This is a genomic window from Sphingopyxis sp. LC363 (assembly GCF_000756385.1).
Classification (GTDB): Bacteria; Pseudomonadota; Alphaproteobacteria; order Sphingomonadales; family Sphingomonadaceae; genus Sphingopyxis.
Map to the genome: position 1 here is coordinate 58,563 of NZ_JNFC01000008.1, position 25,681 is coordinate 84,243.

At 65.6% G+C, this 25,681-nt stretch carries 21 protein-coding genes; 7 read left to right on the forward strand and 14 right to left on the reverse strand.

What is annotated here, in order from left to right; all coding sequences use genetic code 11:
* Positions 1-19 precede the first annotated feature (19 nt).
* Positions 20-1,828, reverse strand: a complete 1,809-nt coding sequence (locus FG95_RS04295) for a hypothetical protein (protein WP_037554193.1) — start codon at positions 1,826-1,828, stop codon at positions 20-22.
* Positions 1,829-2,015: 187 nt separating this feature from the next.
* Here FG95_RS04295 and FG95_RS04300 point away from each other — a divergent pair, with 187 nt between their 5' ends.
* Together FG95_RS04300 and aroB are read left to right on the forward strand one after the other, a co-directional pair.
* Entirely contained in the window at positions 2,016-2,594 is a 579-nt protein-coding gene (locus FG95_RS04300) for a shikimate kinase (RefSeq protein ID WP_037554228.1), read from the forward strand.
* A complete protein-coding gene (gene aroB, locus FG95_RS04305) occupies positions 2,582-3,688 on the forward strand; it encodes a 3-dehydroquinate synthase (RefSeq protein WP_037554194.1) in 1,107 nt (368 codons plus the stop codon). The genes FG95_RS04300 and aroB overlap by 13 nt, the downstream gene beginning before the upstream one ends.
* Before the next feature lie 6 nt (positions 3,689-3,694).
* On the opposite strand, the gene FG95_RS04310 is transcribed toward aroB, so the two are convergent.
* Genes FG95_RS04310 through radA form a run of 4 tightly spaced genes read right to left on the reverse strand, consistent with a single transcriptional unit; the run spans position 3,695 to position 7,926 of the window.
* Positions 3,695-5,593 carry a cation:proton antiporter domain-containing protein gene (locus FG95_RS04310; protein WP_037554195.1) on the reverse strand — a complete coding sequence of 633 codons (1,899 nt, stop codon included), beginning with the start codon at positions 5,591-5,593 and terminating at the stop codon, positions 3,695-3,697.
* On the reverse strand, positions 5,590-6,018 hold the full coding sequence (locus FG95_RS04315; protein ID WP_037554196.1) for an iron-sulfur cluster assembly scaffold protein: 429 nt from the start codon (positions 6,016-6,018) through the stop codon (positions 5,590-5,592). The genes FG95_RS04310 and FG95_RS04315 overlap by 4 nt, the downstream gene beginning before the upstream one ends.
* A complete protein-coding gene (locus tag FG95_RS04320) occupies positions 6,015-6,554 on the reverse strand; it encodes a CvpA family protein (RefSeq protein WP_081932999.1) in 540 nt (179 codons plus the stop codon). The genes FG95_RS04315 and FG95_RS04320 overlap by 4 nt, the downstream gene beginning before the upstream one ends.
* Positions 6,555-6,564: 10 nt before the next feature.
* The gene (gene radA / locus FG95_RS04325) at positions 6,565-7,926 is read right to left on the reverse strand and encodes a DNA repair protein RadA (protein WP_037554198.1); all 1,362 of its coding nucleotides are present in this window, start codon (positions 7,924-7,926) and stop codon (positions 6,565-6,567) included.
* A 234-nt stretch (positions 7,927-8,160) separates the two neighbouring features.
* On the opposite strand from radA, the gene fsa reads away from it, so the two are divergent.
* The 3 genes from fsa (at position 8,161) to FG95_RS04340 (ending at position 11,294) form a co-directional block, all read left to right on the forward strand.
* Positions 8,161-8,811 (forward strand): fructose-6-phosphate aldolase, encoded by a 651-nt coding sequence (fsa, locus tag FG95_RS04330; RefSeq protein ID WP_037554199.1) that lies wholly within the window; start codon positions 8,161-8,163, stop codon positions 8,809-8,811.
* A gap of 195 nt (positions 8,812-9,006) precedes the next feature.
* Complete coding sequence (locus tag FG95_RS04335) at positions 9,007-9,801, forward strand: crotonase/enoyl-CoA hydratase family protein (protein WP_037554200.1); 795 nt, start codon at positions 9,007-9,009, stop codon at positions 9,799-9,801.
* Positions 9,801-11,294, forward strand: a complete 1,494-nt coding sequence (locus FG95_RS04340) for an acetyl-CoA acetyltransferase (protein WP_037554230.1) — start codon at positions 9,801-9,803, stop codon at positions 11,292-11,294. The genes FG95_RS04335 and FG95_RS04340 overlap by 1 nt, the downstream gene beginning before the upstream one ends.
* 129 nt (positions 11,295-11,423) lie before the next feature.
* On the opposite strand, the gene amaB is transcribed toward FG95_RS04340, so the two are convergent.
* A complete protein-coding gene (gene amaB / locus FG95_RS04345) occupies positions 11,424-12,923 on the reverse strand; it encodes an L-piperidine-6-carboxylate dehydrogenase (protein WP_200880147.1) in 1,500 nt (499 codons plus the stop codon).
* 97 nt (positions 12,924-13,020) lie between these two features.
* Here amaB and acs point away from each other — a divergent pair, with 97 nt between their 5' ends.
* Positions 13,021-14,985: an acetate--CoA ligase gene (gene acs / locus FG95_RS04350; protein WP_052182072.1), complete on the forward strand. Its 1,965-nt coding sequence runs from the start codon at positions 13,021-13,023 to the stop codon at positions 14,983-14,985.
* Between the two features lie 87 nt (positions 14,986-15,072).
* Here the strand turns inward: acs and FG95_RS04355 are convergent, their stop codons facing one another.
* The 8 genes from FG95_RS04355 to FG95_RS04390 form a co-directional block, all read right to left on the reverse strand.
* Positions 15,073-16,260 carry a serine hydrolase domain-containing protein gene (locus FG95_RS04355; RefSeq protein WP_052182073.1) on the reverse strand — a complete coding sequence of 396 codons (1,188 nt, stop codon included), beginning with the start codon at positions 16,258-16,260 and terminating at the stop codon, positions 15,073-15,075.
* 49 nt (positions 16,261-16,309) lie between these two features.
* Positions 16,310-17,041 (reverse strand): peptidase, encoded by a 732-nt coding sequence (locus FG95_RS04360; RefSeq protein WP_037554202.1) that lies wholly within the window; start codon positions 17,039-17,041, stop codon positions 16,310-16,312.
* A 46-nt stretch (positions 17,042-17,087) separates the two neighbouring features.
* A complete protein-coding gene (locus FG95_RS04365; RefSeq protein WP_037554203.1) occupies positions 17,088-17,891 on the reverse strand; it encodes a transglutaminase family protein in 804 nt (267 codons plus the stop codon).
* A 268-nt stretch (positions 17,892-18,159) separates the two neighbouring features.
* A complete protein-coding gene (locus tag FG95_RS04370) occupies positions 18,160-19,104 on the reverse strand; it encodes an alpha-E domain-containing protein (protein WP_037554204.1) in 945 nt (314 codons plus the stop codon).
* 227 nt (positions 19,105-19,331) lie between these two features.
* Positions 19,332-20,744, reverse strand: a complete 1,413-nt coding sequence (locus tag FG95_RS04375; protein ID WP_037554205.1) for a circularly permuted type 2 ATP-grasp protein — start codon at positions 20,742-20,744, stop codon at positions 19,332-19,334.
* 246 nt (positions 20,745-20,990) lie between these two features.
* Positions 20,991-23,726, reverse strand: a complete 2,736-nt coding sequence (gene secA / locus FG95_RS04380) for a preprotein translocase subunit SecA (RefSeq protein WP_037554206.1) — start codon at positions 23,724-23,726, stop codon at positions 20,991-20,993.
* Between the two features lie 107 nt (positions 23,727-23,833).
* Positions 23,834-24,100 carry a hypothetical protein gene (locus FG95_RS04385; RefSeq protein ID WP_037554207.1) on the reverse strand — a complete coding sequence of 89 codons (267 nt, stop codon included), beginning with the start codon at positions 24,098-24,100 and terminating at the stop codon, positions 23,834-23,836.
* Positions 24,101-24,177: 77 nt separating this feature from the next.
* A complete protein-coding gene (locus FG95_RS04390) occupies positions 24,178-24,717 on the reverse strand; it encodes a hypothetical protein (RefSeq protein ID WP_037554208.1) in 540 nt (179 codons plus the stop codon).
* Positions 24,718-24,827: 110 nt separating this feature from the next.
* Between FG95_RS04390 and FG95_RS04395 the strand changes: the two genes are divergently transcribed.
* Complete coding sequence (locus FG95_RS04395; RefSeq protein WP_037554209.1) at positions 24,828-25,631, forward strand: SDR family oxidoreductase; 804 nt, start codon at positions 24,828-24,830, stop codon at positions 25,629-25,631.
* Positions 25,632-25,681: the final 50 nt, after the last annotated feature.

The window sequence follows — 25,681 nt, forward strand, 5'->3', positions numbered from 1 at the left end:
CGCATCCTTCAAAAGAAACTCAGACACGCACCACTGCTTCGGCGGCGATCATGCGCGCTTCGGCGTCGAGGCCCACCTCGCGCAGCGCGCGGACGATATAATAGAGATGATAGGGCGGCACTTTCGACCATTCGCCCTGCATACCTGTCGCCGCGAGCAGCGCCACCATGCCCGGCTCGCGCCGCGCGGCTGCCGTCATGATCGCGCGCGACCAGCGCGTTTGCCGGCCCAGGTCGACCTCCAGGTCGTCCGCCGCCGAAGCCGCCGCATCGGCATCGAGCCGCCCGAGACCGGCAAGTCCCGCGAGCAGGAATTTCGAGCGCAGGGTGTCGGCGCTGTCGTCATCGTCCGAAAACCGCTCGACCGCGCCCGCACTCATGCCGCTGAGCGCGCGCGGCGATCCGACCGCGAGCACGCCCCACGCGCGGCTGCCCACCGACACGGTCGGAACCCAGGCGAGCGCATTCGCGTCATAACCGCCCGCGAGCATCGATCCCAGAAGCTGCCACGGATCGCCGCCTGTTTCGGTGCTGGGCGAAAGCGCGGCCGCCGCGCGTGCGGTTGCGACCATCGCGGCATAGCTTTGCGACGCGCTGCCGCCCGCGCCCCACAGCTGCTCCATCGCGGCGTAGCGCTCGGCGCCGGTCGCGAGGCGAAAGGCACCGCGAAGCTGATCGGTCTGCGCCGCGAGGGCTTCGGCGGGCTCTTCCTCGCTCGCTGCGGCGCTGAGCAGCGACACATAGGCCTCGCTCGACAGCACGCCCCGCGCGGCCGCCTCAGGCGCCGCGGCCACTCGGTTCGCCATGTCCGTCATCGGCGCGAGAACCGTCCAGCCCTTCATATAATAAGGTGCCGAGGTCCTGAGCGCCTCGGGAACCTCGATCGCGGTCGCGGTCGCCATGCCGAAACGCCAGCTCGTCAGCCGGTCGATGTTGTCCCATTCGATCGTGGTCGAACGCCGCCCCGCACCGGTCGCGCCGAGCACGCGTTCGGCGAGCAATATGTCGAAGTTCGAAATCTTCCCGCGCGATCGCACGCGGCTGACGGCCCAGCCCGCCGGCCCGGCCTCGCCCGACAGGCCTGCGCAGATCGCGGCCGCAAGACGCCACGCCTGCTCGTCGCCATGCGCAAGCCCCGCCGGCACATAGGGGCACATACCCGCAGGATCGGCGTTGGCGAGATAGACCTGCTGCGCCGCGGCGACGAGACGCGGGCTTGCCCGGTCGTAGTCGACCGACTGGACGATCCGCCGCGCGGTGATCGATTCGCCCATGCGAAGCAGCAGCGACACGCGCTCGGCCGCGAGGTCCGCGCCGTTGATGGTATCGGGTGTATCGATCGCCGACGCGAGCGCGCGGCGAAGCAATATCTGGCCCCAGCGCGATGCGAACTGGCCGCTCGTCTTGCGCATGATCGCCGCGGCATATTGCCCGCGAACCCCGAACGCATCGGGGGCGAGCCCGCCGGTTTCGGGGGTGAGCGGCCCGATGCGGGTGAGCAGGCGGCGCGCGCCGGGCGGCAGGTCATATTTCAGCCCGCCCGATTCGACCTCTTCCTCGTCCTCTTCATCTGCTGCGCCGACCGTGGTGGTATCGAGCGTCGGCGCAACCGGCGGCGGCGCGGCGCCGTTCGCCGACGGCGAACCGGGTGCAGTGGTCGGGGTGGGTGATGGAGACGGCGTCGGTGACGATTTCGGAGCGGGGGTCTCGGCGGGAGCGCCGAACCCTTCGGGCAACAGCGATTCCTGCGCGATCGCGGGCAGCACCAATATCGCGGCGAGCGCGGTGGCCGACAGGCCCAACGTCAACGACAGCGTGTTTTTTTTCATCGCGTCGCGCCTTCGGCAAACTTGTCGATCACATTCACCTCAATCATTCCGGCCCGATCGGTCATGACGCCGCAACCCAGCCTTTTCCCGATCTGCCCGGCACGCGCAATATCCCATGCCCGCCGTTCGTCCCATATCGCGCAAAACCATTGTTCCGCGCCGAACGGGCGGTATAGCCGCGCGCACCATGTCGCGAAACCCGAAAAGCCCGGCCGCTGCCATCCCCGCGTCGATCCGCGACCGGTCGATCGTGCTCGTCGGGCTGATGGGGTCGGGAAAGTCGACGATCGGCCGCCGCCTCGCGCAGCGGCTGGGCATGCGCTTCGCCGACGCCGACGACGAGATCGAACGCGCCGCCGGCATGACGATTTCCGACATTTTTTCGCGCTTCGGCGAGGCGCATTTCCGCGACGGCGAGCGCCGCGTGATCGCGCGCCTGCTGGCCGGGAAGCCGATGGTGCTCGCGACCGGCGGCGGAGCCTTCGTCAACGGCGAGACGCGCACGCTGATCCTGAAGGATAGCCTCTGCATCTGGCTCGACGCCGACATTCCGACGCTCGTCGAACGCGTCGGCCGCCGCAGCCACCGTCCGCTGTTGAAGGACCGCGATCCCGGCGAAGTGCTGCGCGAACTCGCGGCGGTCCGCAATCCCATTTACGCCGAGGCGCATCTGCGCGTCAGTTCGGCAAGCACGCCGCACGACCACACGGTGCGCGCGATCCTGGAGGCCCTGTCAAAGGGGGGAGATCCGCAATGGAAAAGCTAACCGTAGACCTCGGCAGCCGCAGCTATCCGATCCTGATCGGCGACGGGCTGATCCGCGAGATCGGCGCGCATGTCGCGCCGATCTTGAAGCGCCCGCGCACGATGATCGTCACCGACGCCCATGTCGCCGACCATTATCTGATCCCGCTCGGCACCTCGCTGGCGATGGAGAATATCTCCTTTTCCTCCTTCGTGCTCGATCCCGGCGAAAGCACGAAAAGCTGGGCCGGCCTCGCGCGGCTTACCGAATGGCTGATCGGCGAAGGCGTCGAACGCGGCGACCATGTCATCGCGCTCGGTGGCGGCGTGATCGGCGATCTCGTCGGCTTCGCGTGCAGCATCGTCAAACGCGGCTGCCATTTCATCCAGGTACCGACCACCTTGCTCGCACAGGTCGACAGCAGCGTCGGCGGCAAGACCGCGATCAACGTGCCCGCGGGCAAGAATCTGATCGGCGCCTTCCATCAGCCGGCGATGGTCGTGATCGACCCGACGACTCTCGAAACGCTGCGGCGCCGCGACCTCGGCGCGGGCTATGCCGAGGTCGTCAAATATGGCCTGATCGACGACGCGGATTTCTTCACCTGGTGCGAGGCGAACGGCGCGGCGTTGCTCGCGGGCGACAGTGCCGCCCGTCACAAGGCGATCGCGCATAGCGTTGCGGCAAAGGCGCGCATCGTCGCCGCCGACGAGCGCGAGACGCAGGATATCCGCGCACTGCTCAACCTCGGCCACAGCTTTGGCCATGCGCTCGAGGCGGAGACGGGCTATTCGGACCGGCTGCTGCACGGCGAAGCGGTCGCGGCGGGCATGGTCCTCGCGCACCAATTTTCGGCCGCGAACGGCCTTTGCCCGGCCGCGGATGCCGACCGCGTACGTGCGCACCTTGCGAGCGTCGACCTGCCCCACAGCTTGGCGAGCGCGGGCGTGAATACCGGCGGCGTCGAACTCGCCGCGCATATGGCGCACGACAAGAAGGTGCGCAGCGGCAAACTGCCGCTGATCCTCACCCGCGGTATCGGGCAAAGCTTCGTCACCGACGAATATGGTCTCGATAGGGTCGCGGCGTTCCTCGACGGACAGCGTGCCGCATAGGAACGGCTAACTCTCGCTCGTCAATCCCATCGCCTCATTCTCTTCGCGCGCCGCTTTCGCTTCCTGTCGCTTGCGGCGGAATTTCTCGAGCACGCTGTCGGCCTCGCGTCCGCCGCCCGGCTTGAAGCGATGATCCATTCCCGCCGACAGGTCGCCCTCGTCGAGTTGCGCCCGCAGCCGCGTTTCGTCGAGGTGCCGCAAGGTCGCCTCGACGTCGTCCATCTCCGCCGGGTCGACATCGAGATGACGCAGCGCCGTCAGCCCCATCGCGACCGAACTTTCGAACACCTCGCGAATGACGCCGTCGACGCCGGATCCGTCGATCGCAAGCATCTGGCGGCGGTCGAACACGCGCATCAATATCTTCGCGTTCGGGAAGGCTTCGACGATCGGCTTGAGCGCCGCGGCATCGACCGATGAATCGTCGATGCAGAAGATGATCAGCCGCGCTTCCTCGCCCCCCGCGCGGCGGAGCAGGTCGACGCGCAGCCCGTCGCCGAAATAGACCTTGGTGTCGAAGCGGCTCGACAGTTCGATCTGGCTCGGTTTCTTGTCGATCAGCGTCACCGAGCAGGCGACGCCGTGCAGCATCTGCGACACGATCTGTCCGAACCGGCCATAGCCGACGACGATCGCCGACCCGCGCGGCGCGCCCTCGGGATCGTCGAGGTCGGGCTCGGCGGCGCCGGGCGAGAATTCCAGATTGCGCGCGAACAGCATCAGAAACGGCGTCGTTACCATCGACAGCGTCACCACCGCGCTGAACAGGCTCGCAGCCTCGGGGTCGATGAGCAGCGCGTCCGCCGCTTGCGCGAAGAGCAGGAAACCGAATTCGCCGCCCTGGCTGAGCAGCAGACCAAGGCCGAGCGCAGCCTGCCAGCTCTTGCCGAACGCTTTCACGATCAGCGTCAGCACGGACGCCTTCACCGCCACCAGCCCAAGCGCCAGCGCGAGCACCAGCAACGGACGTTCCATGACCGCGCCGACATCGAGCACCATGCCAACGGCAAGGAAGAAGAGCCCGAGCAGGATCAGGCGGAAGGGCTCGACGTCCGATTCGATTTCGTGCCGGTAAGGCGAATCGGCGAGCATCACGCCCGCGATAAATGCTCCGAGCGCGGTCGACAGATGCAGACTGTGCATCAATGCGGCGCTCGCGAGAATGGTCAGCAGCCCGACGACGACGAACAGTTCGCGCTCGCCATAGCGCCCCACGATGCGCAGGAGCGGGTTGACGATGAAGCGCCCCGCCAGCACCAGCACGACAATCGCCCACAGCGTGAAAAAGGCCATCTGCCACCCCGGCGGCGCCGAGGGGTTGGCCGGCGCGCGCGACAGCACCGCGACGATGGTGATCATCGGGACGATCGCGAGATCCTGGAACAGCAAGATCGAAAAGGCTTTTTCACCGAACGGCGAATTGATCCGACCCGAGCTTTTGAGCCCCGGCAAAACCTGCGCGGTCGACGACAGCGCGAGCGGCAAGCCGAGCGCGAGCGAGGCCGCAGGACTGAACCCCAGCGTCAGATGGATGAGCGCGGTGAGCACCAGCCCTGTCACTACGACCTGCGCCATGCCAAGCCCGAAGATCGCGCGGCGCATATCCCAGAGCCGGCGCGGCGAGAGTTCGAGCCCGACAAGGAAGAGCAGGAAGGCGATGCCGAGTTCGGCAAAGGCGAGCTTCGATTCGCCGCCGCCGACAAGGCCGAACCCGTGCGGCCCGACGATCGCGCCCGCGATCAGATAACCCAGCACCGCGCCGAGTCCGAGCCGGCGGAAAATCAATACGAACAAGGTCGCGACGCCGAGCAGGATCGCCCCTTCGACGAGCGCGGTATCGGTCGCGGTTTCGGTAACCTTCCCGGCCGCCTCGGAGGCCCCGGCAGAAAGGGCGACCAGGCTCATGCCGCCGCCGCCTGATCCTCGAGCGCGGCGATCGCGGCATCGAAGGGCAACAGGATTGCGCCGTGGCGCGCGGGATAGTCGCGCGCGGGCGCGAGCAGGTCGAAGCCCGGCCAGTCGGGCCGTTCGCCCGCGCCGGCGAACCAGCCCGCGATACCGTCGCGCGCGGCGCGGATTTCGGCGAGCCCCAGCCCCGGCGCATGGCGTGCGAGCAGCGCCGCCGACGCCTGCCCCAGCGCGCACGCTTCGACATGCAGGCCGACGCGCGTCACGAGGCCCGCATCGTCGGTGTCGAGATCGAGGATGATCGCGCTGCCGCACAGCGGCGCGCGCTTGCTGACGCGGTGGCGCGCATCGGCGAGCGGCAGATATTGGGCGGTCGCGACCGCCAGCGCCAATATGTCGCGATTGTAGAGCGGCGCGCTCATGATGCGTCGCCATTCGCGGCTTCGGCTTCGCGCGCCTCGGCGCGCCGCTCGGCGATCACTTTGCTTATAGCGCTGCTCGTCGCGTTGAGCGCCGGATAGGTGCGGCTGCCCGTCATCCACGCGGGGCGTTGCGCATTGCCGTAACCGATGTCGTAAAGCAGCGTCACGAGCATGAAGCCGATAGAGGCGATCAGCAGGCCCTTCACCGCGCCGAAGCCCGCGCCGAGCCCGCGGTCGAACCCGCCGACGAGCGAGGCGCGGCTGCGCTGTCCCATCGCACGCGATCCCCATTTGGCGAGCGCGAAGACGCCCCCGAAAAGCAGCACGAACGCCAGCATCGCCGCACCGCCCTCGGTCCCGACCCATCCCGCGAGCAAGTCCGTCACGAGCGGATGAAAAAAGCGCACCGCCGCGATCGCCAGAACCCATGCAAGCAGCGTCGTCACTTCCTGCACGAGGCCGCGCGAAAAACCGAGCACCGCACCGCCGCCCACGAGCGTCAGCACGATGATATCCATAGCCGTCAGACTTCCCATTTGCCGGTCGCTAGTCGCGCCCGAGCATCAGGTCAACGAGTTCGCCAAGACGGCCGAAGCCTGTCACCGAAATCCCGCCGACACCTTTCATCCCCTTGGGACCCCAACCGCGCGAGAAACCGAGCTTCGCCGCCTCGCGGAGGCGCAGCGCGTCGTGCGCGACCTGCCGCACCTCGCCTGACAGCGACAGCTCGCCGAAGACGATCGCATCGGCGGGTACGGGCCGCTCGCTAAACGCCGAGATCAGCGCCGTCGCGACCGCGAGGTCGGCGGCCGGATCGGTGAGCCGGTAGCCGCCCGCGATGTTGAGATAGACTTCGGCGGCGCCCATCTGGAGCCCGCAGCGCGCTTCGAGCACCGCGAGCACCATCGCGAGCCGCCCGCTGTCCCAACCGACGACGGCTCTACGGGGCGTCGCCCCGCTCGCAAGCCGCACGGTCAGCGCCTGCACCTCGACGAGCACCGGACGCGTGCCTTCGAGCGCCGGAAACACCACCGAGCCCGGCACGTCGCGGCTGCGGTCGGTCAGGAACAGGCTCGACGGGTTGCTGACTTCACCCAGCCCTTCCTCGCCCATCGCGAACACGCCGATCTCGTCGGTGCCGCCGAAGCGGTTCTTCACCGCGCGCAGGATGCGATATTGGTGGCTGCGCTCGCCCTCGAACGCCAGCACGGTATCGACCATATGTTCGAGCACGCGCGGCCCGGCGATCGTCCCGTCCTTGGTGACATGGCCGACGAGCACGATCGCGGCATCGCTGTCCTTGGCGTAGCGGATCAGTTCCTGCGCGCTCGCGCGCACCTGGCTCACCGTCCCCGGCGCGCTGTCGATCAGGTCGCTGTGCATCGTCTGGATCGAATCTATCACGACGAAATCGGCCGTTTGCTTGTCGAGCGTCGCAAGGATGTCGCGCACCGACGTCGCGCTCGCGAGCGCGACCGGTGCATTGCCGAGCCCCAGCCGCTGCGCGCGCAGCCGCACCTGCGCCGCGGCTTCCTCGCCGCTGATATAGACGACCGACTTGCCCGCCTTCGCGAGCCTTCCTGCCGCTTGCAACAGCAGCGTCGACTTGCCGATCCCCGGATCACCGCCGATCAGCGTCGCCGACCCCGCGACGAAGCCGCCGCCCAGCGCGCGGTCGAACTCGGCGATCCCGCACAGCATCCGCTCGGGCATCCGGCTGTCGGCATCGAGCGTTTCGAGCGCGAGCGTCCGCCCGCCACGACTAAGGTCGTGCTTCGCCGAAAAGGCGGTTTCGGCGGCCTCCTCGACCAGCGTGTTCCATTCGCCGCAGTCGGCGCACTGGCCCTGCCACCGATAGGTGGCGGAGCCACAGTTCTGGCAGACATATTGACGTTTCGCTTTGGCCATGATCGCCGCATAATCGGAACAAAGATGGAACGCCAGCGGTTTCCTTGTTCGTCATGCCGGACTTGATCCGGCATCCATCGCTGCCCGGTCGTTGTGGACCCCGGATCAAGTCGAACGAGCCACGTGTCTCGTTCGAGGGTGACGAAAGAGGGGTGAGGACGGTTCAGTTTTCCCGGCTGTTGCTCTAGGGCGAACGCAACAGCCGAATCACCTTCCCAAACGAAAGCCCTTCCCATGAAATTCTTCGCCGACACCGCAGAAATCGCCGACATTCAGGAGCTCGCCGCGACCGGCCTGCTCGACGGCGTCACCACCAACCCCTCGCTGATCGCCAAGTCGGGCCGCGACTTCAAGGAAGTAACCAAGGAAATCTGCGCCATCGTCGACGGCCCCGTCTCGGCCGAGGTCGTGGCGCTCGACCATGAAACGATGATGAAGGAGGCCGAAATCCTCCGGAAGATCGCCGACAATGTCTGCATCAAGGTGCCGCTGACGATCGACGGCCTCAAGACCTGCAAGGCGCTGACCGGCGACGGCACGATGGTCAATGTCACGCTCTGCTTCTCGGCAACGCAGGCGCTGCTCGCCGCCAAGGCCGGCGCAACCTTCGTCTCGCCCTTCGTCGGCCGCCACGACGACAATGGCTTCGATGGCATGCAGCTGATTTCGGATATCCGGCTGATTTACGACAATTACGGCTTCGCGACCGAGATCCTGGTCGCGAGCGTGCGTCACGGCATCCATGTACTCGAAGCCGCGAAGATCGGCGCCGACGTGATGACCGCACCGCCGTCGGTGATCAAGGGGCTGTTCAAGCATGTTCTGACCGAAAAGGGCATCGAAGGCTTCCTCGCCGACTGGGCGAAGACCGGCCAGTCGATTTGAAAAACTCCTCCCTGTGCCACAGGCATGGGGAGGTGGCAGCGGCGTAGCCGCTGACGGAGGGGCTTTTGCGTCGAGTCGCGGCCCCTCCACCATCCTGCGGATGGTCCCCCTCCCCATCGCTGCGCGACAGGGAGGATTACAGTTGACGTAAACGTCAAGTCATCGCGATACTCCCCCGAAAGGGAGAGATTCGCGATGACCGACACCACCATCCTCACCGAACGCCGCGGCCATGTGCTGATCGTCACGATCAACCGGCCCGAAGCGCGCAACGCGGTCAACGCCGCGGTCCACACCGGCATCGGTACCGCGCTCGAAGAGGCCGAAGCCGACCCCGAAATCCGCGTCGTCATCATCACCGGCGCGGGCGACAAGAGCTTCTGCGCCGGCGCCGACCTCGTCGCCCTGTCGCGCGGCGAAAGCCTCTATCCCGACGATCCCGCGCAACAGGCGTGGGGTTTCGCGGGCATGGTGTCGCACCCGATCTCGAAGCCGATCGTCGCCGCGGTCAATGGCTTCGCCTTCGGCGGCGGCTGCGAAATCGCGCTGATGAGCGACATCATTATCGCCGCCGACCACGCCCAGTTCGGCCTGCCCGAGGTCAAGGTCGGGCTGTTCGCCGCGGCGGGCGGCGCGTTCCGCCTTGCGCAGCAGCTGCCGCGCAAGCTCGCGATGGAATATATGCTCACCGGCGATCCGATCCCCGCCGCGCGCGCGGCCGAGTTCGGGCTGGTCAACCATGTCGTCCCGCTCGCCGACCTGATGCCGACCGCGCTCGCGCTCGCCGAGAAGATCGCGAGTAACGCCCCATTGTCGGTGCAGGCATCGAAGCGCGTCGCGCTCGGCATCGAGCAGGGCCGGATCGCGGCCGACGCGCCATATTGGGATCACAATACGCGCGAACGCTCGGTGCTGATGCGCAGCGAGGATGCACGCGAAGGCCCGCTCGCCTTCGCGCAAAAGCGCAAACCCGAATGGAAGGCGCGCTGATGACCGATCCCGAGCGCACTCCCGTCATCATCGGCGTCGGACAAGTCAATGACCGGCCTAGCGACCCCGATCAGGGGCTCGACTCGCTCGGGCTGATGGTCGCGGCGTTGGAGGTCGCGGCCGACGACGCGGGCGTGCCGCTCGCCGAGATCGGCAGCCTCGCGATCGTCGACCAGATCAGCTTCCATCATCTCGGCAAGCTCTGCGAGCCGCTCGCCGCCGCGATCGGTGCGAGCCCCGCAATCAACTACCAGTCCGCCGCGCCGCACGGTGACACCCCAGTGCGTCTGCTCAACGAAGCCGCGAACCGCATCGGCGCGGGCGAGGTCAAACTCGCAGCGATCGTCGGCGGCGAAGCATTGCGCACCGCCGCCGGCCGCGCTGCCAAGGCGGCAACCGGCGAGGACAAAAGCTATAATGCGATCCGCAAGGTCGCGACGCGGCGCGAGCCCAACTATGCACAGAAGCACGGCCTCGCCGCGCCGGTCGACGTCTATCCGCTCTACGAGAATGCGACGCGCGCCGCATGGGGCGAAAGCCTCGAGGATGCGCAGTTCGAAAGCGCCGAAATCTGGTCGCGCTTTTCGGAAGTCGCCGCCGCGAACGACGGCGATTGGATCCGCAAACCCGCCTCGCCCGCCGACATCCTCCGCGTCGACGAGCGCAACCGCCCGATCGCCTTCCCCTATTCGAAGCTGATGGTCGCCAATTCGTCGGTGAACCAGGGGGCAGGTTTCATCCTCGCCAGCCTCGCCGAAGCGCGCCGCCGCGGCATTCCCGAAGACCGGCTCATCTACGTCGGCATGGGCGCCGCCGCGAAGGAACCCGCGAGCATCCTGCACCGCGACCGCTACGACGGGAGCGTCAGCATGGAAACGTCGATCACCCGCACGCTCGACCTCAACGGCATGACGGCGGACGATTTCGACTGCGTCGAGCTCTACAGCTGCTTCCCCTGCGTCCCCAAGATGGCGCGGCGTATCCTCGGCTGGCCGTGGGACCGCCCCGCGACGGTGTTCGGCGGGCTGACCTTCGGCGGAGGGCCGATCGCCAATTATATGAGCCATGCGATCGTCTCGATGGTCGAGAAGTTGCGGAACGAAGGCCGCTATGGCTTCCTCTTCGCCAACGGCGGTTTCGCCACCGACAATCATTGCATCGTGCTGGGAAATAAGCCGATCGCGGCAGCCAGCTTCCCGCAGGATTTCGACTATCAGGCCGAGGCCGAGGCGAAGCGCGGCGCGGTGCCCGAGCTGGTCGAGGATTATGCCGGGCCGGCGATGATCGAGAGCTATACCGTGTTTTACGACCGCGACGGGGCGCCGGAGGCGGGCGTTGTCATCGCGCGGACGGCCGATGCTAAGCGCACGCTCGCGCATGTGGACGTGAGCGACGCCGCGATGCTGGCATTCCTGACCGACGGCAAGGTGGAGCCGGTCGGCACGGAAGGGCGAGTCGTCGCGCTTGATGAAGGCTATGGCTGGCAGGTGTAAACCTCTCTCCTCCCGCTTGCGGGAGGGGCTGGGGGTGCGCCAGCGACGGGGCAGATGCCCACCCCGCTGCGAGTAGCGAGCAAGCTCGCAACTCTCGCTGCCCCTCCCGCAAGCGGGAGGGGAACATCCTCAAATCTCGAAGCTCACCCCCTGCGCCAGCGGTAGCGCATCCGAATAATTCACCGTATTCGTGGCGCGGCGCATATAGGCTTTCCAGCTGTCCGAGCCCGACTCGCGCCCGCCGCCCGTTTCCTTTTCGCCGCCGAATGCACCGCCGATCTCGGCGCCCGAGGTGCCGAGATTGACGTTGGCGATCCCGCAGTCGCTCGCGGCGAGGAAGCGTTCGGCCTCGCGCATGTCAGTGGTGAAGATCGCCGACGACAGGCCCGCCGCGACGTCGTTGTGCTGCTCGATCACCGCATCGAGGTCGTAATAGCGCATCACATAGAGGATCGGCGCGAATGTCTCTTCGAGCACCGGGCCGACCTGTCCCGGCATCTCGACGAGCGCGGGCCGCGCATAGAAGCTCGCACCATCGCCGACGCGCTCGCCGCCATGGACGACGCCACCCGCCGCCTTGGCGGCCGCCAGCGCGTCCTGCATCATCTCATAGGCCGCGCGGTCGATCAGCGGTCCGACAAGCACTTCACTCTCCAGCGGGTTGCCAACGCCGACGCTGCCATAGGCGGTCTTCAACTTCGCGACGAAGCCATCGTAGATGCTGTCGTGCAGGAACAGGCGACGCGTCGTCGTGCAACGCTGCCCCGCCGTACCCATCGCCCCGAACGCGACGCCGCGCAGCGCGAGGTCGAGATCGGCCGAGGGCGCGACGATCACGCCATTGTTGCCGCCGAGTTCGAGGATCGCGCGCGCGAAGCGCTGCGCGAGCCGCGGCGCGACCGCGCGGCCCATCCGCGTCGAGCCCGTCGCCGACACCAGCGCCACACGCCTGTCATCGACCAGCGCTTCCCCCGCCTCGCGCCCGCCGATCAGCAGCCGCGCCAAGCCTTCGGGCGCATCGCCGAAGCGCGCCAGCGCACGCGCGAAAATCGCCTGCGTGGCCAAAGCTGCGAGGGGCGTCTTTTCCGAGGGCTTCCAGACGACGCTGTTGCCGCAGACGAGCGCGAGTGCGGCGTTCCACGCCCATACCGCGACCGGAAAGTTGAACGCCGAAATCACGCCCACGACGCCGAGCGGATGCCAGACCTCCATCATCCGGTGCCCAGGTCGCTCGGTCGCGATGGTGAGGCCGTATAATTGCCGCGAAAGCCCGACCGCGAAGTCGCATATGTCGATCATCTCCTGCACCTCGCCCGCGCCCTCGGACGGAATCTTGCCCGCCTCGATCGTGACGAGCTTGGCCAGATCGTCCTTGGCGGCGCGCAATTCCTCGCCCCATAGCCGCACCAGCTCGCCGCGACGCGGCGCCGGCACGTTGCGCCACGCGCGGAACGCCGCGCTCGCGCTATCGAGCACCTCGTCGATCGTTGCCGCCTCGACGACCTGCACCATGCCGATCTGCTCGCCGGTCAGCGGCGTCACCGACGGCATCGATCCTTCGCTCCACAACGCGCGATCGACGCCGAGCCGGTCTAGCAACCCGCCTACCTCTTGGCCCAATTCAACCATATTCCGTCCCTTCATTGGCACGCATGCGCCTTGCAGTTTGTGGCTCGCGGGTTATCGCAGCGGGCGAACAATGCAAACCCGAATGGGAGAGTCGCCTGTGTCCGAGTTGCCGCCGTCCGAACCGCTGGTTCCCGTTCCCGCCGACGCCGCCGCGAACACCCACTGTACCGCCGCCGACTACGATCGGCTCTATGCGCAGAGCGTGAACGACCCCGACACTTTCTGGGCCGAACAGGCGAAGCGGGTCGACTGGATCACGCCGCCGACGAAGATTTCGGGCTGGTCCTACGACCCCGTCGAGATCAAATGGTATGAGGACGGCGTTCTCAACCTCTGCCATAACGCGATCGACCGCCACGTCGCCGCGGGGAACGGCGACCGCACCGCGATTATCTTCGAACCCGACGCGCCCGACGGCGAAACGCGACACATCAGTTACAAGGCACTGCTCGCCGACGTCATCCGCTTTGCCAATACGCTCAAGAAGATGGGCGTGCAGAAGGGCGACCGCGTCACCATCTATATGCCGATGATCCCCGAGGGCGCGGTCGCGATGCTCGCCTGCGCGCGCATCGGCGCCGTGCACAGCGTCGTCTTCGGCGGCTTCTCGCCCGAGGCGATCCACGGCCGGATCGAGGATTGTGGCAGCGACTGGGTGATCTGCGCCGACGAAGGACTGCGCGGCGGCAAGGTGGTGCCGCTGAAGGCCAATGTCGACAAGGCGCTCGAGCGCGTCGAGGTGAAAGCGGTGCTCGTCATCGCGCACACCGGCGGCGACGTCGCGATGAAGGAAGGCCGCGACCATTGGTACGACGCGCTGTCGGCCGATGTCGATGCCGACTGCCCGTGCGAGCCGATGGGGGCGGAGGACCCGCTCTTCATCCTCTACACCTCGGGCTCGACGGGCAAGCCCAAGGGCGTACTCCACACCGTCGGCGGATATTCGGTGTGGACCGCGAGCACCTTCTGGTACGGCTTCGACTATCGTCCCGGCGAGATCTTCTGGTGCAGCGCCGATATCGGCTGGGTCACCGGACACAGCTACGTCGTCTATGGCCCGCTCCAGAACGGCGCGACGACTTTGATGTTCGAGGGCGTGCCCAACTATCCCGATCACGACCGTTTCTGGCAGGTCGTCGACAAGCACAAGGTCAATATCCTCTACACCGCCCCGACCGCGATCCGCGCGCTGATGCGCGAGGGCGACGATTATGTGACGCGGCACGACCTGTCGTCGCTTCGCCTGCTTGGCAGCGTCGGCGAGCCGATCAATCCCGAGGCGTGGCGCTGGTATCACCAGATCGTCGGCAAGGGCCGCGTTCCCGTCGTCGACACCTGGTGGCAGACCGAGACGGGCGGCATCATGATCACCACCCTGCCCGGTGCACATCCGATGCAGCCGGGCAGCGCGGGCAAGCCCTTTTTCGGCATCCGCCCGCAGCTTGTCGATGCCGAGGGCGGCGTGCTCGTCGATGAGCAGACCGGCGGCGCGGCCGAGGGCAATCTCTGCATCACGCACAGCTGGCCGGGGCAGGCGCGGACGATCTATGGCGACCACAAACGCTTCGCCGAGACCTATTTCTCGACCTACAAGGGCAAGTATTTCACCGGCGACGGCTGCCGCCGCGATGCCGACGGCTATTGGCGTATCACCGGCCGCGTCGACGACGTCATCAACGTGTCGGGGCACCGCATGGGCACCGCCGAGGTCGAAAGCGCGCTGGTGCTGCACGAGGATGTTGCCGAGGCCGCGGTTGTCGGCTTCCCGCACGACATCAAGGGTCAGGGCATCTACGCCTATGTCACGCTCAACGCCGGGGTCGAACCGACCGATGCGGTTGCCGCCGCGCTGAAACAGCAGGTCCGCACTGAAATCGGCCCGATCGCGACCCCCGATCATATCCACCTGACCCCCGGGCTGCCCAAGACGCGCTCGGGCAAGATCATGCGCCGCATCTTGCGCAAGATCGCGGAGAACGACTTTGGGTCATTGGGCGACACCTCGACGCTCGCGGATCCGAGCCTCGTCGACGGGCTGATCGAAGGGCGAAAGAACCGCTGACAACCCTCGTCGTTCCGGACTTGATCCGGGATCCATTTGCGACGGCGCTTCCTTGGGCCCCGGATCAAGTCCGGGGTGACGAGAAAGCTATTTCGCCAGCGCCGCGCATAGCCTGTCGGTGGCGAGCGCGATCCGCGATTCGGCGGTGTCGCGATTGGCGGGGCTGTTCGCGATGCCCTTCGTCTCGGTGTTGAACGCGAGCAGGCTGCCGGCGCCTTGTTCGGGGCAGAGGCTCAAATAAGCGCGAAAGCCGTTCTGGTCGCCATTGTGGCCGACAAAGCGCACCCCGGCGCTGCGATCGACGAAGAAGGACAGCCCGCTCATCGTCGTCGTCGCCATGCGGCCCTGCGTGAAATCACCGCCCGCCGAAATCTGCGGCACCCACATTTCCTCGAGCGACGCGCGCTTCAGCACTCGATCATAGTCGGCCGCGCGCGCCGCATCGCCGAGCAGGAAGGCGGCATATTTCGCCATGTCGGGCATCGGCGCATTGAGCCCGCCGTTCGACACGGTGACGCCGGTATCGACGTCGAAGGGCGCCGCGACGCGTTTGCCGTTCCTGACATAATAGCTGTGCGACCGGTGCGGCAACAGATGCGGCGGCGTGCGGTCGAAATAGCTGGCGTGCATGCCCAGCGGCTTCAGGATATTCTTGTCGATATAGACTTCATAATCCTCGCCCGACAGCCGTTCGATCACCTGCCCCAGATAGACGATACCGGGATTCGAATAGCCGAAGCGCGAACCGGGTTTGAACTCGACCGTCGTATAGGGAAGCATCGCGACCAGCTGCGCCCAGCCCCTGGGCTCGAACGGCTGCCAGTCATGCTCGCGCCACGGCCAGGTACCGCTCCGGAACCCCGCGCTGTGGCTCATCAGCTGGCGGAGCGTGATCGCGCCGGTGTCGCCATAGACATTATGCACCGCCGCAAGTTCGGGGACATATTTGACGACCGGATCGTCGAGCGACAACAGCCCGCGGTCGCGCAGCTGCATGATCGCGATCCCGGTCATCGTCTTGGTCACCGAGGCCCAGTGATAGATCGTTCGGGCATCGACGGGGACGTGCGTCTCGGCATCCTGTTCGCCCAGATGATCGGCGGCGATCGTCTGCCCGTCGCGCACGAAATAGAAACTGCTCCCCGCAATCCGGGCGCGGTGGGTCTCGGCGCGATGCAGTTCGCGAAAATCGCGGAGCGCGGCCTCAAGCGCGGCATCCTCGGCAGCGGCCGGACTGGCGATCAGGGCAAGTGCAGCAACAATCCGGCGCAACATCGGCGTCCTCTCCGTCCGTCCCGAAAGACGCGACGGTGGCCGAAGCCGATCAGAAATGGAAGTCGGGAAGCTCGGCCAGCGCGATTCCCAGCGCCTCGGCCCAGCCGTGCGAGACGCTTTGGAAATAGGCGTCGTCGCGCTCGAAACGCCGCTCGCGCACCGTGGTGAACTCGTCGCGCTCATGGATCTTGAGGTCGATCGGCAAATCGACCCCCGCATTGGCGCGGATCGTCGAATCGAACGAGACGCAGAGCAGTTTCACCGCATCCTCGAACGACATCGCCGGATCATAGCTGCGCACAATGATCGGGCGGCCATATTTCGTCTCGCCGATCTGGAAGAAAGGATTGTCCTCGCCCGCCTCGATGAAATTGCCTTCGGGATAGATGAGGAACAGCCGCGGGTCCGATCCCTTGATCTGCCCGCCGACGATCAGCGACGCGCGGAAAAGCGATTCGGCCGCCGGGCCTTCGTCATTGTGGCGCATCACGATGCTGCGCAGCGTCTCGCCGACGATATTCGCCACCGCGAACATCGACGGCGCGGCCAAGATCGACGGGTGGCGTTCCTCGGGGGCCTTGGTGCGCTCGTCGAGCAGGCTGACGACGGCCTGCGTCGTCGCGAGGTTGCCCGCCGACATCAGCGTGATCACGCGCTCGCCGGGGACGGTCCAGCTGCGCATCTTGCGGACCTGCGAGATGTCGTCGACGCCCGCATTGGTGCGGGTGTCCGACATGAACACCAGCCCCTTGTTCAATCGCATGCCAACGCAATAAGTCATCGTATCCCGTTTTCCCCGCGGATAATTCTCGGCCGCCCCGGCTCGCTTATTGCTGGACCTGCACTTGGACAACCAGATTTTCCTGCGCGGCGCCATAGCGCATGCCGCGAACCGGGGCGGCGTCGCGATAATCGAGCCCCGTCGCGACGCGAATGTAACGCTGGTCTGGCGAATGACCGTTGCTCACGTCGAAACCGATCCAGCCGATATGGTCGAAATGCGCCTCGGCCCAGCCGTGCGTCGCATCCTGATGCGTGCGGTCGTTCATCATCAGATAGCCCGAGACATAGCGCGCCGGATGCCCGAGATGGCGCATCGCGGCGATGAATATATGCGCATGGTCCTGACACACCCCGCCTTCGCCGGCGAGCGCCTGCTCGGCGCTCGTCTCGGCATCGGTGACACCGATCCGGTAAGGCAATCTGCCCAGGATCAGCGCCGACAGCGCGTGTGCGCGCTCGATGTCGTTGGCGAAATCGCGGCCGAGTTCGGCGGCCAGCGAGCGCACCCCACGTCCCGCGCGCGTCAGCGGGGTCGGGCGGAGAAAGGTCCAGAGCGGCATCGCGCCGCGGTGCGGGCCGATCACCCCGTCCCAAGTGATCAATTCGATTTCGCCCGTGCAGCGGATGACGAGTTCGCTCGCACCGCTGTCGACCGCAACCAGATCGACGCCATTGCCATGATGGTCGGTATAATGAAGCTGGTGCCCGCCGCCCTCGATCGCGATCGTCCAGCCGTGGATCAATTGCTGCCCCGGCCGCTCCTTCGGGGTCAGCTTGACCTGTTGCAGCGCATAGCGAACCGGGCTGTCATATTGATAATGGGTGCTATGTTCGACACGCAATCTCATGTCAGGGTCCGTACTCAGTTCCAGCGTCGTCGAGGCGTCCAAATGGCGAACAGCTCGGGCCGAAAGACGCGCCAGGAAGGCTGGTTGCCTTTCCAAGCGGCTTTCGGTCCGAGATGGAAGCCATTTGGACGTCCCGAAGGGATTTGATCAAAATGGTCCATTGCTTCGTCGAGAAGCCTCGAAATATCGACATATATCTTCGCCTTCTCTCCTCGCACTGGGCCATTTTGCTTCAAACCTCGACGCCGCTGGAACTGATTACGGACCCTTACTCCACGAACCGGTAATCGCGCTCGATCTGCTGCGCGAGTGCGGCATTGGCGCGGAGGAAATCGGTGATGAATTCATGCAGCCCTCCGTCGAATATCGACGCGATCGGTCGCGACAGCCGGTCGCGGCAGATCGAGGCGCCCATCCGCACCGCCTCGGTCTCCTCGCCATAGGCGTGCTGCAGCCACGCAAGATTGTCGTTCATCTTGTCGCAGCAAAATGACAGGCTGCGCGGCATCTGTTTATAGAGGATCAAAAATTCGGCGATCTTCAGCGCGCTGATCTCGGCCCCGTAAAGCCAGTGATAGGCGCGGTGCGCCGATACCGATCGCAGGATCGTCTCCCACTGCACATTGTCGATCGAGCTGCCGATATGCGCGACCGACGGCAGCAGCAGATAATATTTGACGTCGAGGATGCGCGCGGTGTTGTCGGCGCGTTCGAGGAAGGTGCCGACCCGCGCGAAATTATAGCCGTCGTTGCGCAGCATCGTCCCCGCGAAGGCACCGCGCACCAGCCCGCTTTGCTGGCGGATCGCCGCGAGCACATCGGGCAGGTCGTCCTCGCGCACCTGTCGCCTCAGCAGCGCACCCAATGTCATCCAGCTCGTGTTGACCGCCTCCCACGCCTCGCGCGTCAGATAGGTGCGCGCGGTCCGCGCATTGTCGCGCGCCTGCTTGATTACCGACATGATGCTCGACGGGTTGGCGGGATCGCGCAGCATGAAATCGACGACGCGCTGCGAACTATAATCCGCGCCATGCGCCTGCCGGAAATAATAATCCTGTCCGGCCGTAACGAGCACCGAGCGCCATTCGGCCGCGGCGGTGTTCGACCGTGTCAGCGCGATGCGGAAACCGGCGTCGATCAGCCGCGCATTATTCTCGCTGCGTTCGAGATAGCGTGCCATCCAGTAAAGCGAGCCTGCGGTTTTTCCCAGCATCCTAAAGCCCCTCCCCTTCAGGAGTGTCAGGTAAACCGTCCCCCGGACAGTTTAGGTCATGCCGGGGGCATGACCGACTTGACACTGGGTTGGGGTGGGGGCTGGCGAGGTGGCGTAAGGCCGATACCCCCCACCCCGCTGCGACTAGGCAGCAAGCTGCCAAGTCTCGCTGCCCCTCCCCTGAAGGAGAGGGGCTGAAGTCAAAAGACATCATCGCCGCCACCCCATCAATCCTCCAACACCCACGTATCCTTCGTCCCACCGCCCTGGCTCGAATTGACGACCAGCGATCCCTTGCTCATCGCGACACGCGTCAGCCCGCCGGGCGTGATACGGATGCCCTGCGGCGACATCAGCACGAAGGGGCGCAGGTCGACGTGGCGCGGCGCCAACCCCGCCTTGGTAAAGATCGGCACGGTCGACAGCGACAACGTCGGCTGCGCGATATAATTGCGCGGGTTCGCTTCCAGCTTGGCGCGGAACGCCGCGATCTCCTTCTTGCTCGCCGCGGGTCCGACGAGCATCCCGTAACCGCCCGACCCGTGCACCTCCTTCACGACCAGTTCGGGCAGGCGGTCCAGCACTTCCTTCAGATGCTCGGGTTCGCTGCATCGCCAGGTCGGCACATTGGGCAGCAGCGCCTTTTCGCCCGTATAAAATTCGATGATGTCGGGCATGTACGAATAAAGCGCCTTGTCGTCGGCGATGCCCGTGCCCGGCGCATTGGCGATGGTGATCCCGCCCGCACGGTAAACGTCCCAGATCCCCGGCACGCCGAGCATCGAGTCCGGCCGGAAATTGAGCGGATCGAGGAAATCGTCGTCGACGCGGCGATAGAGGACGTCGATCGGCGTGTAACCCTGCGTCGTGCGCATCGCGACCCGGCCCTCGACGACGCGCAGATCATGCCCCTCGACCAGTTCGGCGCCCATCTGGTCGGCGAGGAAGCTGTGCTCGAAATAGGCGCTGTTGTGGATGCCCGGGGTCAGAACCGCGACCGTCGGCGTGCCCCCGCATGCCGGCGGGGCGCACGCCGCGAGCGACTTCAGGAGCTTGAGCGGATAATCGCTGACCTCGCGCACCGAAATCTTCGCGAACAGTTCGGGGAACATCTGGAGCATCGTCTCGCGGTTCTCGAGCATATAGGACACGCCCGATGGCGTCCGCGCATTGTCCTCGAGCACATAAAATTCGTCGGCGCCGGTACGCACGATGTCGATGCCGCTGATATGCGTATAGATCCCGCCCGGCGGGTCCATGCCCATCATCATCGGCAGAAACGCCTCGTTGCGCGCGATCAACTCGACCGGCACCCGGCCCGCGCGCAAAATCTCCTGCCGGTGATAGATGTCATGGAGGAAGGCGTTGAGCGCGCGCACGCGCTGCTCGATCCCGCGCGACAGCCGCCGCCATTCATTCGCCGCGATGATGCGCGGGACGACGTCGAAGGGGATCAGGCGTTCGTCGGCCTCATCCTCGCCATAGACGTTGAAGGTGATGCCGGTGGTGCGAAAAAAGGCTTCGGCCTGTTTCGCCTTGCGCTGGATGCGCGCCGCATCCTCGCGGCCGAACCAGTCCGAATATTCGCGATAGGGCGACCGGACCTCGCCCCCCTGCCCGTGACTTGGCTGTCCCGTCATCTCGTCGAAAAAATGAATGCGCCGCCCTTTCCACGCAACATGCCACCGGTCCGGCCGCGATGCTTCGGGCGTGCGCGGCCCCGTCGTTCCTGCCTGCTGCGTCGCTTGTCTGGCTACGCGGCCGTCAAGCTTATGTCGGCGATGCTAATCGCGCCCGCGCACCTTGGCAAGCGGGCTTGTGGGGCCGATTGATACGGTAACATCAAGGGCTTGCCGCGCGCCCGAAAGCGCGCGGCGGACAGCAGATCAAATCGCCCCGTGGCAATGCTTGTACTTGCGGCCCGAACCGCAAGGGCACGGCGCGTTGCGGCTGATCTCCAGTGCGGCATAGGGATTTTCGCCCTCGGGCAAATCGGGCTTGGGCACCTGCATCGGCGGCAGCGTGTTCGCGATCACGCCGAGCGCACCCGCATCGACGTCGCCGCTGTTATCCTCGCCCGTGAAGGGGTCGATGTGCGTCGTCAGGAAATCGGGCAGGTCGGGGAGCGGCATGGGCTCGGGCTCTTCGAAGCGCAGGTCGATGCGTGCGACGGTGCGCGTCACATCCTCGCGGATATTCGACAACATGCGTTCGAACAGCGCGAAGGCTTCCTGCTTATATTCGTTGATCGGCTGCTTCTGCGCATAGGCGCGCAGGAACACGACCTGGCGCAGCGCGTCGAGCGTCGAGAGATGCTCTTTCCAGTGATGGTCGAGCGTCTGGAGCAGGATCGACTTTTCGATCCCCTTCCACGTCTCGGCATCGACGAGGCCCGCCTTCTCGGCCGCGACCGCGTCGGCCGCCTGCTGGATGCGCTCCTCGAAGATTTCGGCGTCGACCGCGTCCTCCTGCATCCAGTCGTCGATCGGCGGGGCGAGGTCGAGGATGTCCGCGACTCGCTCCTTCATCGCCTCGACATCCCATTGTTCGGGATAGCTGCCCGGGGGGCACGCGTCGGCGACGATCGAATTGACCGTCTCGGCGCGCATCGCGGTCATCACCTCGTCGACGGTCTCGCTGTCGATGATCTCGCCGCGCTGCTCGTAGATGACCTTGCGCTGGTCGTTCATGACGTTGTCATATTCGACAACCTGCTTGCGGATATCGTAGTTGCGCGCCTCGACCTTCTTCTGCGCGGTCTCGATCGCCTTCGACAGCCATTTCGACCCGATCGCCTCGCCATCCTCCAGATTCTTGTTCATCATCTTGGAGAAGAGCGTGTCGGGACCGAAGATGCGCAGCAGGTCGTCGTCGAGGCAGAGGTAGAATTTCGACAGACCGGGGTCGCCCTGACGTCCCGAGCGGCCGCGCAGCTGGTTGTCGATGCGGCGGCTTTCGTGGCGTTCGGTCGCGAGCACGAACAGCCCGCCCGCGGCCTTCACGGCTTCGCGCTCGGCCGCGACTTCGGCCTGGATGCGCGCGATGCCCGCTTCGCGCTCGGGACCTTCCGGCAGGTCCTTGAGCTCGTCGTCGATGCGGAATTCCTCGTTGCCGCCGAGTTTGATGTCGGTGCCGCGGCCCGCCATGTTCGTCGCGATCGTGACCGCACCGGTGCGGCCCGCCTGCGCTACGATATGCGCTTCGCTTTCGTGGAAGCGCGCGTTGAGGACGCTGTGCGGCACGCCTTCCTTTTCGAGGTAGGAAGAGAGCAGCTCCGATTTCTCGATCGACACCGTGCCGACGAGCACCGGCTGGCCGCGCTCGTTCGCCTCGCGGATCGTCTTGGCGATCGCGCCGAACTTGTCGGTGATATTCTTGTAAAACTCGTCTTCGTCGTCCACGCGCGCGATCGGGCGGTTGGTTGGAATGTTTACGACATTCATCTTGTAGATGTCGAAGAATTCGGCCGCTTCGGTCGCCGCGGTGCCGGTCATGCCCGAAAGCTTCGGATACATGCGGAAATAATTCTGGAAGGTGATCGACGCGAGCGTCTGGTTCTCGGGCTCGATCTGCACGCCTTCCTTCGCCTCGACCGCCTGGTGCAGCCCGTCGGACCAGCGGCGCCCGTCCATCATGCGGCCGGTGAACTCGTCGATGATCACGACCTTGCCGTCCTTGACGATATAGTCGGTGTCGATCCGGAACATCTGGATCGCCTTCAGCGCCTGGTTGACGTGATGGACGACCTGCGTATTTTCGATGTCGTAGAGATTGTTGCCCTGAAGCAGGCCGGCGGCTTCGAGCAGGCGTTCGACATGCTCGGTACCGTCCTCGGTCAGGCTGATCGACTTCGACTTTTCGTCCTTCTCATAATCCTCTTCGCCGAGCTGGAGGACGACCTCGTTGACGCGGATATAGAGTTCGGACTTGTCGTCGGTCGGGCCCGAGATGATCAGCGGGGTGCGCGCCTCGTCGATCAGGATCGAGTCGACCTCGTCGACGATGCCGAAGTTGAATTCGCGGTGCACCATCTGCGCGCGGTCGAACTTCATATTGTCGCGGAGGTAATCGAAGCCGAGCTCGTTGTTCGTCGCATAGGTGATGTCGCTGTTATAAGCGTCGCGGCGCTGCGTCTCGTTGAGGTTGGGGACGATGATCCCGGTGGTGAGGCCGAGGAAGCCGTAAACGGCGCCCATCCATTCGGCGTCGCGGCGCGCGAGATAGTCGTTGACGGTCACGACATGGACGCCCTTGCCCTCGAGCGCGTTCAGGTAACAGGGCAAGGTCGCCATCAGCGTCTTGCCCTCGCCCGTCGCCATTTCGGCGATCTCGCCGCGGTGGAGGACGACGCCGCCGATCAGCTGCACATCGAAATGGCGCATGCCAAGCGTGCGGACCGCCGCCTCGCGCACCGTCGCAAAGGCTTCGGGGAGGATGTCGTCGAGCGTCTCGCCGGCGCCCAGCCGGTCGCGGAATGCCTGCGTCTGCGCCTGCAGCCCCGCATCATCGAGCGCCTGCATTGCGGGCTCGAAAGCATTGATCTTGTCGACGATCTTGCGGATCGAATTGACGTAACGGTCGTTGGACGAGCCGAACAGGCTCTTGGCAAGGCCAGCAAACATCTATTTTTCCTTGAAATATCAATTGAGTTGGCAACCATCGGGTCGCGCATATGTGCAAAGAGGCCCGGTATGGGCGGCGCCCTGAAACAGGCGCAGGCAAGCTCGCCCTATTCGAGCGCGCGGTCGCTGCCGGTGAGAAGGCCGGGAAGATGCGGCGGCGCCGCCTTGCGCGGCTTGCCGCCGCCGCTCGACGTACGTCGCGGCGCCGTGTTGGTGGTCGGGCGGCGTTCGGTATCGCTCGCTTCGGTCTTGCCCGTCGTTTCGGCAAGCAGGACCAGCGCCCCCATCGCCGCCGGAACGGCCGGCGCGGCAGCGGCCCGGTCGGCGGTCGCCAAGCCGGTCAGCAATGCCAAAAGGGTCAAAAACAACCGCAAGAATCGCCCCTCTATACGTCCGGAGCGTGGAATATTGCGCCCCGTCCCCTGAACATAGGGTGAAAGCCGCGGCGCGTCTAGGGGGCTGCCGCCGCCGCGGGGTCGGTCAGTTCGGGGTTCAAGCCGCGGACTTCGATCAGAAAGCTTTTGGGCTTCTTGAACAATTTACTCTTGCGATTGACCTGCAAGCCCACAACTTCGGCCAGCTCCATCACGAAATGGACGCAATTGCGCTTGTTGAGGCTATAGCTCGGCTGCTCGCGGTCGCGCCATTCGGCGACCTTCGCCAAAATCCGGCCATAGGTCGCATCGTCCACCGTCACGTCGAACTGGCGGTCGCTCTTTTCGATATAGTCGGGTTTCGACGATTCGACCTTGCCCTTCACCGACCCGAACAGGATCGCGGGGCTGACCGAAACCGCGGTGAAGCCGTAATTGGCGTCGACCGCCTCGCCCGTCGCGTCGAGCGTTCCCTTCATCACGATAAAGGCGTGCGGAAAGCGATCGCCGAAATCATGGCTGTAAAAGCTCACGACCACTTCGGCGCGCGCCGGGGTGGTGAGGCCCGCGCACAGCATCAGCAGCGACAGGAGGATCAAGCGAAGGCCGCGGGTCATTCCCGCCCTCTTAGCCAGCGGCGCCCGATCTTGCCAAGCCGCGATTGCCGCTTGACCGCGGCACCGACTTCGCACCATGTCTCATTGACATCGATGTAAGGAGGGAGCGGATGGCACGGAAGGCGATTTTCATCACCGGGGGCGGATCGGGCATCGGCCGCGCGGTCGCGCGCCATTTCGCCGGGCAGGGCTGGTTCATCGGCATCGCCGACGTCAACCGCGCCGGAATCGACGAGACCGCGGCATTGCTTCCCGAAGGCGCGTCGTCGCGCCACGTCATGGACGTGCGCGACCGCGACCAATGGAAGGCCGCGCTCGACGAATTCGCCACGGCGAGCGGCGGCCGCCTCGACGTCCTTTTCAACAACGCCGGCATCGGGTCGGGCGGGCAATATATGGACATGGATCCGGCCGAAGCCGACCGCCTGATCGCGATCAATTTCGGCGGGGTCGTCAACGGCATCTATGCGGCGCTGCCGCTGCTCAGGGCGACGCCGGGGTCGGCGATCCTCAACACCGGATCGGCGTCGGGCTTCTATGGCGTCGCGGGCCTCGCGGTCTATTCGGCGACCAAATTCGCGGTGCGCGGGCTGACCGAGGCGCTCGAGATCGAATTCGCCAAGCACGGCATCAAGGTGCGCTCGCTGATGCCCGGCTTCATCGACACCCCGCTGCTCGATCAGGTCAGCGCCGACAGCAACGAACCCGCGCGAACCCGCCTGTCGGCAAGCGGGTTCGAGATTTCGCCGGTCGAGGATGTCGCGCGCGCGGCATGGGACGCGGTGCATGGCGACCGCGTGCATATGCCCGTCGGCAAGATGGCCAGGCGGCTGTCGCGCATCGCGCGCTGGTTCCCGGGATTGATCGTGCGCCAGTCGAAGAAGATCGACGGGCTGGGCACGGCGGGGCATTGAGGCGCGGTGGCGGCTTTGGGGTGGGCTTAAGCCGTTCCCCTCCCTTTTAG

What these genes read in the sequence shown, in the direction of transcription:
- FG95_RS04295 (WP_037554193.1), bottom strand. Translation starts at nt 1,828, where the DNA reads ATGAAAAAAAACACGCTGTCGTTGACGTTGGGCCTGTCGGCCACCGCG.
- FG95_RS04300 (WP_037554228.1), top strand. Translation starts at nt 2,016, where the DNA reads ATGTCGCGAAACCCGAAAAGCCCGGCCGCTGCCATCCCCGCGTCGATC.
- aroB (WP_037554194.1), top strand. Translation starts at nt 2,582, where the DNA reads ATGGAAAAGCTAACCGTAGACCTCGGCAGCCGCAGCTATCCGATCCTG.
- FG95_RS04310 (WP_037554195.1), bottom strand. Translation starts at nt 5,593, where the DNA reads ATGAGCCTGGTCGCCCTTTCTGCCGGGGCCTCCGAGGCGGCCGGGAAG.
- FG95_RS04315 (WP_037554196.1), bottom strand. Translation starts at nt 6,018, where the DNA reads ATGAGCGCGCCGCTCTACAATCGCGACATATTGGCGCTGGCGGTCGCG.
- FG95_RS04320 (WP_081932999.1), bottom strand. Translation starts at nt 6,554, where the DNA reads ATGGGAAGTCTGACGGCTATGGATATCATCGTGCTGACGCTCGTGGGC.
- radA (WP_037554198.1), bottom strand. Translation starts at nt 7,926, where the DNA reads ATGGCCAAAGCGAAACGTCAATATGTCTGCCAGAACTGTGGCTCCGCC.
- fsa (WP_037554199.1), top strand. Translation starts at nt 8,161, where the DNA reads ATGAAATTCTTCGCCGACACCGCAGAAATCGCCGACATTCAGGAGCTC.
- FG95_RS04335 (WP_037554200.1), top strand. Translation starts at nt 9,007, where the DNA reads ATGACCGACACCACCATCCTCACCGAACGCCGCGGCCATGTGCTGATC.
- FG95_RS04340 (WP_037554230.1), top strand. Translation starts at nt 9,801, where the DNA reads ATGACCGATCCCGAGCGCACTCCCGTCATCATCGGCGTCGGACAAGTC.
- amaB (WP_200880147.1), bottom strand. Translation starts at nt 12,923, where the DNA reads ATGGTTGAATTGGGCCAAGAGGTAGGCGGGTTGCTAGACCGGCTCGGC.
- FG95_RS04355 (WP_052182073.1), bottom strand. Translation starts at nt 16,260, where the DNA reads ATGTTGCGCCGGATTGTTGCTGCACTTGCCCTGATCGCCAGTCCGGCC.
- FG95_RS04360 (WP_037554202.1), bottom strand. Translation starts at nt 17,041, where the DNA reads ATGACTTATTGCGTTGGCATGCGATTGAACAAGGGGCTGGTGTTCATG.
- FG95_RS04365 (WP_037554203.1), bottom strand. Translation starts at nt 17,891, where the DNA reads ATGAGATTGCGTGTCGAACATAGCACCCATTATCAATATGACAGCCCG.
- FG95_RS04370 (WP_037554204.1), bottom strand. Translation starts at nt 19,104, where the DNA reads ATGCTGGGAAAAACCGCAGGCTCGCTTTACTGGATGGCACGCTATCTC.
- FG95_RS04375 (WP_037554205.1), bottom strand. Translation starts at nt 20,744, where the DNA reads ATGACGGGACAGCCAAGTCACGGGCAGGGGGGCGAGGTCCGGTCGCCC.
- secA (WP_037554206.1), bottom strand. Translation starts at nt 23,726, where the DNA reads ATGTTTGCTGGCCTTGCCAAGAGCCTGTTCGGCTCGTCCAACGACCGT.
- FG95_RS04390 (WP_037554208.1), bottom strand. Translation starts at nt 24,717, where the DNA reads ATGACCCGCGGCCTTCGCTTGATCCTCCTGTCGCTGCTGATGCTGTGC.
- FG95_RS04395 (WP_037554209.1), top strand. Translation starts at nt 24,828, where the DNA reads ATGGCACGGAAGGCGATTTTCATCACCGGGGGCGGATCGGGCATCGGC.